This is a genomic window from Pseudonocardia nigra, assembly GCF_019396355.1.
GTDB lineage: Bacteria > Actinomycetota > Actinomycetes > Mycobacteriales > Pseudonocardiaceae > Pseudonocardia > Pseudonocardia nigra.
Map to the genome: position 1 here is coordinate 1 of NZ_JAHKRK010000196.1, position 10,550 is coordinate 10,550.

General features: G+C 71.2%; 14 protein-coding genes and 1 pseudogene (1 of these 15 running past the window's edge). 6 read left to right on the plus strand and 9 right to left on the minus strand.

The features are described from left to right. Positions 1 to 64: 64 nt before the first annotated feature. Entirely contained in the window at positions 65 to 268 is a 204-nt protein-coding gene (locus KME75_RS47095; RefSeq protein ID WP_219418765.1) for a transposase, read from the minus strand. Between the two features lie 59 nt (positions 269 to 327). On the opposite strand from KME75_RS47095, the pseudogene KME75_RS32485 reads away from it, so the two are divergent. From KME75_RS32485 to KME75_RS32500, 4 genes and pseudogenes are all read left to right on the plus strand, one after another. Further along, positions 328 to 588 (plus strand): annotated as a pseudogene (locus tag KME75_RS32485) (IS1634 family transposase); the annotation flags it as partial. Between the two features lie 392 nt (positions 589 to 980). Beyond that, positions 981 to 1,529 (plus strand): permease, encoded by a 549-nt coding sequence (locus KME75_RS45280; protein WP_219418767.1) that lies wholly within the window; start codon positions 981 to 983, stop codon positions 1,527 to 1,529. Further along, entirely contained in the window at positions 1,481 to 2,365 is an 885-nt protein-coding gene (locus KME75_RS45285) for a YHS domain-containing protein (RefSeq protein WP_219418768.1), read from the plus strand. The genes KME75_RS45280 and KME75_RS45285 overlap by 49 nt, the downstream gene beginning before the upstream one ends. Before the next feature lie 223 nt (positions 2,366 to 2,588). Beyond that, positions 2,589 to 2,768 carry a hypothetical protein gene (locus KME75_RS32500; protein ID WP_219418769.1) on the plus strand — a complete coding sequence of 60 codons (180 nt, stop codon included), beginning with the start codon at positions 2,589 to 2,591 and terminating at the stop codon, positions 2,766 to 2,768. 403 nt (positions 2,769 to 3,171) lie between these two features. Here KME75_RS32500 and KME75_RS32505 read toward each other — a convergent pair whose 3' ends face one another. The 8 genes from KME75_RS32505 to KME75_RS32535 form a co-directional block, all read right to left on the minus strand. Continuing rightward, the gene (locus tag KME75_RS32505; protein WP_219418770.1) at positions 3,172 to 3,552 is read right to left on the minus strand and encodes an AhpC/TSA family protein; all 381 of its coding nucleotides are present in this window, start codon (positions 3,550 to 3,552) and stop codon (positions 3,172 to 3,174) included. 27 nt (positions 3,553 to 3,579) lie between these two features. Further along, a complete protein-coding gene (locus KME75_RS45290; protein WP_281424788.1) occupies positions 3,580 to 3,708 on the minus strand; it encodes a hypothetical protein in 129 nt (42 codons plus the stop codon). Between the two features lie 91 nt (positions 3,709 to 3,799). Then, complete coding sequence (locus KME75_RS32510; protein WP_219418771.1) at positions 3,800 to 4,144, minus strand: DUF8838 domain-containing protein; 345 nt, start codon at positions 4,142 to 4,144, stop codon at positions 3,800 to 3,802. Then, a complete protein-coding gene (locus KME75_RS32515; protein WP_219418772.1) occupies positions 4,141 to 5,025 on the minus strand; it encodes a methyltransferase domain-containing protein in 885 nt (294 codons plus the stop codon). Before KME75_RS32515 ends, KME75_RS32510 begins: the two co-directional genes overlap by 4 nt. Continuing rightward, positions 5,022 to 5,384: a hypothetical protein gene (locus KME75_RS32520; protein ID WP_219418773.1), complete on the minus strand. Its 363-nt coding sequence runs from the start codon at positions 5,382 to 5,384 to the stop codon at positions 5,022 to 5,024. Before KME75_RS32520 ends, KME75_RS32515 begins: the two co-directional genes overlap by 4 nt. Next, complete coding sequence (locus tag KME75_RS32525) at positions 5,330 to 6,229, minus strand: NAD(P)/FAD-dependent oxidoreductase (RefSeq protein ID WP_219418774.1); 900 nt, start codon at positions 6,227 to 6,229, stop codon at positions 5,330 to 5,332. The genes KME75_RS32520 and KME75_RS32525 overlap by 55 nt, the downstream gene beginning before the upstream one ends. A gap of 13 nt (positions 6,230 to 6,242) precedes the next feature. Further along, on the minus strand, positions 6,243 to 6,641 hold the full coding sequence (locus KME75_RS32530; RefSeq protein WP_219418775.1) for a TVP38/TMEM64 family protein: 399 nt from the start codon (positions 6,639 to 6,641) through the stop codon (positions 6,243 to 6,245). 340 nt (positions 6,642 to 6,981) lie between these two features. Next, a complete protein-coding gene (locus KME75_RS32535; RefSeq protein ID WP_219418776.1) occupies positions 6,982 to 8,685 on the minus strand; it encodes a radical SAM protein in 1,704 nt (567 codons plus the stop codon). 307 nt (positions 8,686 to 8,992) lie between these two features. Here KME75_RS32535 and KME75_RS32540 point away from each other — a divergent pair, with 307 nt between their 5' ends. Together KME75_RS32540 and KME75_RS32545 are read left to right on the plus strand one after the other, a co-directional pair. After that, on the plus strand, positions 8,993 to 9,802 hold the full coding sequence (locus tag KME75_RS32540) for a TIGR04283 family arsenosugar biosynthesis glycosyltransferase (RefSeq protein WP_219418777.1): 810 nt from the start codon (positions 8,993 to 8,995) through the stop codon (positions 9,800 to 9,802). After that, a protein-coding gene (locus KME75_RS32545) for an MFS transporter (RefSeq protein ID WP_219418778.1) crosses the window boundary here: on the plus strand, positions 9,799 to 10,550 show its 5' portion. 100 nt of this gene lie beyond the right edge of the window; 752 of the gene's 852 nt are visible here — the first part of the coding sequence; its start codon is at positions 9,799 to 9,801; the stop codon falls past the right edge of the window. Before KME75_RS32540 ends, KME75_RS32545 begins: the two co-directional genes overlap by 4 nt.

Sequence of the window (10,550 nt, forward strand, 5' to 3'; positions counted from 1 at the left end):
GCTGATCAAGCTCGAAGCCCGCAATGCCTTCGGGTTCCGCAACCCCATCAACCAACGCCTACGATCACGCTGCGCGAGCATCCGAGCGGCCCTCCGACCAGCCAAGCCCGGTTAACTTCGAAGACCCTGCTTTCTTCACCCACTTGCCCAACGTCATCTCGTGGACGCCGATACTCTTCGCCACATCGACGATGGATCGGCCCGAATCGAGGACGAGGCTAACGGCCTGGTCCTTGTACTCCTGGGTGAAGTGTCGGCGTGTCGCCACGCGATTCCCTCCGCTGCGATCAGCGGCAGTCTACGACCGGGTGTCTACAAGATCGGGAACGGTCCAAGGAACGCATCCGCGCCCACGTCATCCTCTGCTGGCTCGCCCTCCTGCTCATCCGCATCGTCGAGACCCAGACCGGCACCACCTGGACCCACACCCGTCGCGAGCTCGACCGTCTCCACCTGGGCACCTTCACTGGCCCCGCCGGCACGTTCCAGCAGCTCACTGCCCTGACCAGGCCCCAGCGGGACCTTCTGGCCACGCTGGAGATCCCCACCCCCAAGCAGGTCGTCACCCTCCAACCCGCACCCCGCTGACGAGCCACGACATCACCGCCTAGAGAAACGCCTCCAGGCGGCCGCACCCATGTCCGCCCAGGTCACCCCCTAATCCGACACTCCAGGCCACTGAATTACGTCGAACCCGGGAGCGACATCGCTGATGTGGCAACGGAGAGGAGCGCACCGATGTACCGGACAGGACGGCCTGCGGACGAAGGGAACCGGCCCCCGACATGCCCGGTCGGCCGGCGATCAGCAGGGGATGACGTGCCCGGGTGCTCAACCTCGCCGCTGGGGCGGCTGGGGTTCGTGTTCGGCGAGCTACGCGAGATCTGGCGCGAACACCGCGACGGGCAACAGAACCGGAGGGATGAGCAGTCGTGACCCCATGGCACATCATCAGCGACGGAGTCGCGATGGCCTTCTAAATGTTGTGGGATACATTGTGGGCACTGGTCGTGGGGTTCGCGCTGTCCGGGATGGTGCAGGCGTTCGTCTCGCGGCGGGCGATGCACCGGGTACTGGGCCGGCTCACGGTCGGGTCGGCGACGCGGGCGTCGCTGCTCGGGGCGGCGAGTTCGTCGTGCTCGTATGCGGCCAGCGCGCTGGCGCGGTCGTTGTTCGCCCGGTCGGCTGACTTCACCGCGTCGATGATCTTCATGTTTGCCTCCACCAACCTCAACGTTGCGATCGGGTTGGTGATCTGGCTGTTGATCGGCTGGCAGTTCGCGCTGGCCCAGTTCGTCGGCGGCGCCATCATGATCGCGCTGCTGGCCGTGTTGTTGCCGCGGGTGCTGCCGGCCGGGCTGCTGGCGCAGATCCAGGGGCGGCTCGCTGCGGCCGCTGGGACCGACGAGGACGCCGAGCGGACCCCATTAGGGCGGCGGTTGCGCAGCGCAGGGGCATGGGCCGACGCCGCGGATACACGGTGTCTGATTTGGCGATGCTGCGCAAGGAGCTCGTCGGGGGGCTGTTGATCGCGGGGTTCCTCGCGGGTGTCCCGAGCGCGGTGTGGCAGGTGCTGTTCCTGACCGGGCACGGGGCGTGGTCGAGTGTGGAGAACGCGGTGCTGGGCCCGTTCATCGCAGTGATCAGCTTCGTGTGTTCGGTGGGAAATGTGCCGTTGGCGGCGGCGCTGTGGCACGGGGGGATCAGCTTCGGTGGCACGATCGCGTTCATCTTCGCCGACCTGATCGCGTTGCCGCTGGTGCTGATCTACCGCAAGTTCTATGGCACGAAGCTGGCACTGCGGCTGGTCGGAGCCTTCTGGCTGGTGATGAGCATCGCCGGGCTGGCGACGGAGTACCTGTTCGCCGCGGTGCACCTGGTCCCCGCCACCCGTCCGGTCACCGTGGTACCCACCGGGGTGCATTGGAACTACACCACGATCCTCAACATCATCGCGTTGGTCGCGTTCGCCGGGATCTACTGGCTGTACCGCAGCCGGGAGCGCTTCGGCGGCGGCAGCGGGTATGCAACTGACGTGGTGTGCGGAATGCAGGTGGAGAAGGCCAACGCCCCGGCCACCGCCGAGCACGACGGACAGGAGTTCTACTTCTGCTCCGACCGCTGCCAGGAGCGGTTCGCCAGCGACCCGACCAGGTTCGCCACCGGCAAGGCGGTCGGGCCGATGGGCGCCGATCCCGACGAGGCAGCGACTGACCCGGTGTGCGGAATGACCGTGGATCCTCAGCAGGCCACCGCCAGCACCGAACACGCCGGAAAGGCCTACCACTTCTGCTCGACCGGCTGCCGGGATGCGTTCCGCGCCGACCCAGCCCGCTACACGCAGGTCGATACCGGTGCCGGATGACCCAATGATTGCTCACCGCAGGTCACCGCCTGTCGCAGTTCGGGAACAGGCCCCCGGCGGCCGGTCGGGCTTCCCGCGCCGGCGCCGGTGGGTGGTGGGCGAAGGCGCGGGTCGTCGCCCGACGCCGCAGGCCCGGGAGGAGCACCCGTTGGCTGGGTTGGGCGGATGAGGCCCGGCGCGATCCGCCGGGCGGAATTCACGACACCGGGGTGATGAGGCTGTTGTGCCAGGTCACCCCCAGCTGTCCGGGTGTGCGCCGTGGGTGCCGCCGTCGCTGTGCCAGATGATCACGATGGCGTCGTGGGAGTTGAGGCAGCCGGTCGCGGTGTTGGTGGGTGTGGCCGTGCCGGTGGCGTCGGCGGTGACGTTGTTGGTGGTGCCGGCCGAGTCGCCCCCGGGGTGAACCGTCCCGCGGCCTGAACGTCGAGGTGCCCGACGAAGGTGCTGTCGGTCGCTCCCGGGATCAGCCGGTGCGATGGCTGGTGGCCTGTTCGCTCCTGTCGGTGCAGGTGAAGGCCACCGTCCCGACCGCATTCTCCCAGCCACCTCGGGTGAGGTTGAGCTGAGACCCGTCGGCGGGGGTGCCCGGGGCGGCGATGAACACCTGCGGGGTCGATCACCGTGGGCAGCTTCGACTCGTGGGCGAAGAAGCCCATCTGAAGCTTGATCGGTCACGGCCGAGGGTGCCGCCGGGGCGCGGACGCCGCTGCAGCCCTCGGTGCGGCGGACGTCGGCGCGGCGGACGTCGGCGCGGCAGGCCGGTCAGCGCAAGCACACCCGGGCGGCACGGGCGCAGCCGGGCGGTCTCAGAGCCGTGCAGCGGTGCGGGCGGCGGCCACGAGTCGTGCGGGCGTAACGCGGTCGTCGGGGCTGCGTGGTGCCCAGCGGCGGGTGACGACACCATCGGCGATGATCGCGTCCCCGCCGAGCTGGCGGGTGTCCTCGACAGGGCGTTGCAGCTGCTGCCCGCGCCGCCGGGCGCGGGTGTAGAAGGCGAGGGTGCCCGGGGAGTAGACCCGCCGGAGCGGTGCCCGCCGCAGCCCGAGCAGCCGGTAGACGGTGCGCTGCTCGTCTGAGACCATCGGCCCGGTCAGATGCAGGTAGTCGGCCAGGTCGTGCAGTGGCTGCGGCGGTCTGAACCCGATGGTGATCATCCCGATGCCGGTGTCGGACAGGTCGCGTTGCACCTGGACCAGGTGTTCTTGGCAGGGCAGTCAAAATCGGTGCCGGATCAGGGTCAGTACCCACACACCGGCCAGTGCGCCCAGGTGCACCGTGTCGCCGGTGGCGACGTCGGGAAGTCCGATACCGGCCAGGGGGAGCTGGACGTGCTGATCCCGCATGAGGTGCTCGCTCTCGGAGTAGGTGCGGGGGCCCGGCTGGGGGACGGCCGCATGGGTGGCGTCGGGGCCTGCACAGGTGTGAGCGAGTGGTTCAGCAGCACGCGGCGGCCGGGTCGCCGCCGTGGCTGGTGAGTCCGCAGACGTTTCGGCGCGCCGCCACCGCGGGGCCGCCGGTGACGGTCGCCGGTGGGGTGCAGGCGAACAGCGGCGCGGTGGCCGGATCGAACGGTTGGGCCGGTTCGAGCAGCTGTAACAGTCCCGTGTAAGGGGCGTGGGTGTAGAGCGCGAAGGTCTTCGCGCAGACCGCGGTCGGTACCCCCCGCTCGAGGACGCGTCCGTCGTCGTCGAGGACCGCCTTGAACGGGCCAGGGTAGATGGCCGCCTGGCCGTGGTCGCGGCATTCGCCGTGCTTGCCCTTGTAAGCCACGACGGTCACGGCGCGGAACTCGATGCCCTCCACCACCTGCCAGGGGGCGCGTCCCGTTTGACCAGGTGGATGCCGTGGAACCCGGCCCGCTCGAACGCGGCCAGGAACGCCTCCTCCTGCAACGCCCCGGAGATGCAGCCACTCCACAGCTTCGGGTCCGCCCGCAGCTGCTGGGGTACCTCGGTGGAGCTGACGATGTCGGAGATGACCGCCCGCCCACCCCGGGGCAGGACCCGGAAGATCTCGTCGAACAGCGCGGTCTTCTGCTCGGTCGCCACCAGGTTGAGCACACAGTTGCTCATCACGACGTCGACCGAGTCGTCGGCGAGCAGCGGGGCCCGCGCGCGCAGCCGCCGCTGCTCGGCCTCCAACGCGGCCAGCGACGCGAGGTCGGCGACGGGATGGGCAGCCAGCCAGCGTGCCAGCGCGTCGAGGTCCAGGGCGAGGTCCTGGATGCGGGCCTTGCCGAACTCGACGCCGCCGTGCCCGACACGCTCAGCGACCACCGGCGCCGCGGCGCGCGCCACGGCCAGCATGTCGTCGTTGACGTCGACCCCGATGACCCGCCCGGCCGGGCCGACCACCTGGGAGGCGATGAAGCAGATCTTCCCGGTGCCCGAGCCCAGGTCCAGCACCGTCTCGCCGGCGGCGAGGTAGCGGCTGGGGTCCTCGCATCCGTAGTCGCGCTCCAGCACCTGCGGCAAGATCGCGGTGAGGAAGCGCGGGTCGTAGTCGACCGGGCAGCACAGCGCCGCCTCGACCTGCTGCGCGCCCGCGCTGTAGCGGCGGGCCACCGCCTGCTCCTGATCGACCGCCTGCCCCGGGCCGACCGCCTGCCCCGGGTTGTCGGCAGTGGCGGTGGTGTCCGCCGTCGTGGGCAGCCGGGTCATCGGATCTCCTGCGAGCTGGTTGCTGGTGAGGACGGGGTGTGGCTGTGGAGGACTTGGTCGACCTGCTCGTAGCCGACACAGAGCAGGAAGGTGCTCAGCCGCCCGTAGGACTTCGCGCCGAGGACGAAGAATCTCGGTTCCGGGGTGCGCAGGGCGTCGACACCGACGGTGGGTTGGGCCAGGCAGTCCCGGCCGGCGGTGTCGAGCAGGGTGGCCGAGAGGTTCATCGGAGCGGCGGTGGCGTAGCACTCGTGGACCTGCAGTTGCCGATACAGCGCGGCGTCCCCGACATACGCGGTGAGGCTCAGCAGATGGTCCGCGGTGAGGTGGCGCGGGCCGTGCGGTGAGCGCAGCCGCACCCGGACCTGGCCGCGGTCGGGTTCCAGTGCCTGCACGGTCGTGCCGGTGTGCACCGTGACGCGGTCGTGGTGGCCGGCGGTGAGGCGGCGGGCGGTGTCGACGAGGGTCTGGCGGGCGGGTAGGGCGTCGTCGGGGATCTCCCCCAGTCCGGGGCCGGGGCGCGGATCACCCATTCCAGGCGGGCGTCGGGCAGCGCGGCGAGGCTCTGCGCGGCGGTCTGCGCGGATTTTCCCGCGCCGACGAGCAGGACGGTGCCGCGCCACCGGGCCCGCTGCTGGTGGTTGCCCAGCGCGGGAAGGGTGCGGATGATCCGCTCGCGCAACGCGGTCTCGCCCGGAGCGGCGATGCCACCCTCGCCCATCGGGTTGGGTTGGCCGTACGTGCCGGTGCAGTCGAGCACCATGTCGGCGGTGTGCACCCGTTCGCCGTCGGGCCCCTCGATCAGGAGCCGGAACGGTGCGGCGGCGCGGGTCGCGGTGGAGATCTCCTCGTGTTTGAGCAGTCCCGCGCGTCCGACCGCCCGGACCCGGTGCCGCAGCCGGATCCGCCCGGCGAGCGCCGGGCCGGTAGCGAGTGGTCGCAGCACCGTGTCGTGGAGCTCGTTCCCGCTCGGGCAGCGCCCGTCGTCGGACAGGCCGGGAAGGTGTGCGCGCATGCGCGGGGACAGGTTCATGTGCCACGGGGTGAACAGCCGCACGTGGCCCCACGCCGCGACGTGCGCACCGACGGTGGCGCCGGCCTCGTACACGGTGCACGGCAGACCCGCGTCTACGCAGGCCAGCGCGGCGTCGAGCCCGACCGGCCCGGCGCCCAGGATCGCGACGTGTTTCGGTGGTGGTGTCATCGGTTGTGTCTCCTCACCGGTCGGCCGCACCGGCCGCAGGGCATCGCGTAGCGGGCCAGCGGGGACGCCGCTGACGTGGCTGTGGCGGCGTCGGGCGACCATGATCCCGCGGATCGCCCGCGCTGCCAGGCCGCCGAGCGCGAGCAGGAACGGGTTCGAGCCGGGTGGCTCCATAGGCGCCGATCGTGAGGTAGGCCGCCGCGCCGGGTGCGGTCCCGATCGTGGTGCCGGGCAGGTAGTCGTGGGTGCGGACAGCGGTGAGCCCGCAGGCGTAGTTGAGCGCGGTGAACGCCCCCAGCAGCGGGATCAGCCCGTACCGCGATGACCGCGAGCAGGCCGCGGCGGCGCAGCAGCCGGTCCAACCTGGCCAGTCGTCGCCGCCCAGCTGCTCGACCGTGGCCCGGCCGAGCACACGCGAGAAACCCGAACCCGATCGCCGATCCGGCGAGCGCCCCCGCCATGACCACCCACCCCGACGGGCAGCCCGAACGCCCCCCCGGCGCCGATACTGAGCACGACGATCGGCGCCGGCGTGAGGCTCAGCCCGGCAGACAGCCCGGCGAACAGCAGCGGGGCGGCCCAGCCGGCGCGTTCGGCCCAGGCGCGGATCTGCTCGACCGTCGCTGACGGCAAGCACCACCGCAGCGGCACCGACGAGGAGCACCAAGATGAGCAGAGGGCTCCACCGCGCTGGGTGATCCGGGCGCCGCCCCGGTGGGCCCGGCGCATCCGTCCGGTGTCGCGGTCGGTCATCAGACCGCGCAGTTGTAGACCAGCGGTAGCGATCCGTCGGACTGGCGCAGCCGCAGGAACGTCTCCACAACCCGCCGCTTGGCCTCACCCATCGGTACGTCCGGGCCGGCGAGCAGCATGTCGGGGGAGGTGTCGAGATCGGCGCCGGCGGGGTGCCAGTGCCAGCCCTGCGCGGTCACGGTGAGCTCGGGCACAGTGTTGTCCTCGCCGATCGGCATCCCGTCGTCGCAGTGGCCGCGTTTGACCAGGGGGCGGACCGCGAAGTCGCGGCCACCGATCCCCTTGGCCGCGAGCAGCTCCCGCAGCGGCTCGACGTGGTCGGTGTTCTGCGGGGTCTCGGTCATCCCGACCCGCACCGGCAGGCCCAGCGTCAGCGCGGTGTCCAACCCGTCCATCGCCCGGGCCCAGGACCCTGGGCCGCGGTGCACGTCGTGCAGGTGCGGCTGGGCGCCGTCGAGGGAGGTCTGCAAGGTCAGCCGGGGGCGCCCGGCCAGGCGGTGGAGCTGTTCGCGGCGGTAGCCCTGGTACAGCATCCCGTTGGTCAGGCACACCACGTCGAGGCTCTCGGTGGCGTAGAGCAGTTTGTCGACGATGTCGGCCTGCAGGAACGGTTCCCCACCGGTCACGTACAGCTCGGTGAAACCCTCCTCGACGGCCTCGTCAACCAGCTCCCGGAACCGGTCCGTGCCGATCTCGCGGCGGGTCGCCTGCGGTGAGGACGCGACCGAGCAGTAGTCACAGGCGAGGTTGCAGTGGAAGTTGGTGTAGAGCCACAACCGCGGCGGGAACATCGCCGAGCCGAACAGCGGCAGCACCGGCAGCCCGTCGTCGAACATGGGCGGCGTGTCCGCCCACGACACCGCTGCGCCAGAGAAGTCCGGGAGGGCGGACTTGTAGAGCTGGTAGCGGCCTTGCGATCGCTCCGCCGGGGGCACGATCTCCAGGCAGGTGGTCCAATACCCGGTCTCGACGGCCTGCGCGAACGCCTCGGGCAGCCCGGCCGCGCGAATCGAGGAGGCTTGGGCGGGCCAGTCGTAGTCCAACGCCACCAGCTCCGCCGACACCGTGTCCTCCGCGGCATCGGAGCCGAGGTCGAGGATGGCGAACCAGACGTGCGTGCCGCCGTCGTTGGCCGGGCGCCCGAGCACCCCGACGTTCACCACCAACGTCTGTCCGCCGTCGCGGCGCGGTATCGGCCGGGTCCAGGGCAGCCCGGTGTGGGTGCAGCAGATGACGTCGGCGCCTGACTCGGCGACCCGCAGCTCGTGCTGGGTATCGGTCAGCGACTCCCACCAGAAGTCGTTGACCGCCAAGGTGGAGCCGTGCACCAGGTGCACGTCGACACCGTCAATCCGCTCGCGGTGCTCGGTGTCCAGGGTGCGCATCCACGCCGCGAACCCGGGGGAGGTGTGGCGGAAGGTGTAGTCGTAGGCGATCTCGGCGAACGCGTTGTCGGCGTCGTCGGTGTAGCCGCACCCGCAGTCGGTCTGGCCGCTGCGGATGGCCACCTCGTAGTTCCCGGCGATGCACTCGACCTCGTTGTCGACCAGCAGCGGCCAGATCGCCTCGGGCTCAGCGCCGTAGGCGCCGAAGTCCCCCAGGCAGAACAGCCGCTGCGCGCCGCGCGCCCGGGCCTGCTCGACGAACGCGCGCAGCGCATACGGATTGGAGTAGGGACGCCCACAGATCGCCAGCCTCGTCACGCAGCCCTCTCTCTTCCCGCCTTGTCGGTCTCGTGTCGGGCTGGGAACCCGCCGCGGGCGCGGGTGCTTCCCACCGCGCCGGAAAAGATCACCGTATAAAAGATCGCCGGGAAGACCTCGGAAGCGTTCCGGGTCCCGCCGGGTTCCCAGCCCCGGTCACGTCCCCCGAGCAGGAAGGCCGCCTGTGGCACGCAAACCTGGAGTGGACCTCGGGCCGGACGCCGACCCCGCGGCGCAGCGCGTGCCGGGCAGGTGCAGCACCGCCGACACGCACACTGCAGCCCAGCAAGTGGCTCCCGCCGAGCAAGTGGCTCCCGTCGAGACGGGCAAGCGGGCCACCCCGCTCACTGTGTCGATCATCGTGCCGGTTCTCGACGAGGAACCCCGGATCGGGGACATGCTGGCGCGGCTGCATCACGACTTCCCCGGGTGTGAGGTCGTCGTGGTCGACGGCGGGTCCAGCGACGCGACCCCGGACTTGGTGCGCCCGCCGGCGCGGCTGGTCCACAGCGTCCGCGGCCGCGGCGCCCAGCTCAACGTCGGCGTCGCGCACAGCAGCGGGGACGTGCTGTGGATCCACCACGTCGACACCCGGGTCGACCCGGCCGCACTCGGGCAGTTGCGCGCGGCCCTGGCCGACCGAGCGGTCGTCGGCGGTGGGCTGACCTTGCGCTTCGACCGCCGCACCGCCGGCTTGGCCTACGTCGCGGCCACCTCCAACACCCGAGCCCGCCGACTCGGGTGGATCTTCGGGGACCAGGCCATGTTCGTTCGCCGCACCACGCTGCAGGCGCTGGGCGGGTTCCCCGACCTGCCGGTCATGGAGGACCTCGAGCTGTCGCGCCGGCTGGTTCGCATCGGGCGGACCGTGCTGCTACCGGCGACCTGCACCGCCTCGGCGCGTCGGTTCACCGAGCACGGCACACTGCGGATGCTCGTGTTCATGCAGTGGCTCAAGCTGCTCTACTTCGCCGGCGCCGATCCCGCCGCGCTGGCCCGCCGCTACGCTGCGGGCCCTCGCCCCCTGCGCCGGCGGGCCCGGCCCCGCGTGCCCGCCGCGTGGCCTCAGCTCCCCGACTCCCACATCCGCGACCGGTTCACCGGAGGTCAACGATGAATCCTGCAGATGAGACGGGGACCGCCGCGATCGGGGCGCGGCTCGACCGGCTGGCGTGGAGCGCCCGGCACACGACGATCCTGGTCGCGCTGGGCGCGGGGTGGCTGTTCGACTCGTTCGAGGTGCAGCTGTTCTCCAGTGCGGTCGGACCGCTCGGTGACCACTTCGGCACCTCGGTGGTCGCCCGCACCGCCGTGCTCGCGGTGTGGCTCTGCGGCATCCTGCTCGGCGCGCTGGTCGGTGGTCGGCTCACCGACCGGTTCGGGCGGCGCCGGCTGTTCGTGGCGACGCTGCTCTGGTATGCCGGGTTCACCGTGGCGACCGGGCTCGCCCCTACCCTCGGGGTGGTCTACGTGCTGCGGTTCCTCGCCGCGCTCGGTGTCGGCGCCGAGTACGCGATCGTCAATGCCGCGATCGCGGAGTTCATGCCGGCCCGGGTACGCGGACGCGCCAACGCGATCGTGATGAACTTCTGGCCCGCCGGCGCCGTCATCGCCGCGCTGCTGGCCTACCTGCTGCTCGACACGCTCGCGCTCGCAGCGGGCACCTCGTGGCGCTACATGTTCGTGCTCGGCGGGCTGCTGGCGCTGATCGTGCTGTTCTTCCGCCGCCGCATCCCCGAGTCACCCCGCTGGTTGGCCGCCCGCGGCCGGCACACCGAGGCCGACGAGATCGTGTCCGCGCTCGAGGCCGCCACCGGCCCCACCGCCACCGGCCCCACCGCCGCCGGGACGACCGCGACGGCCGG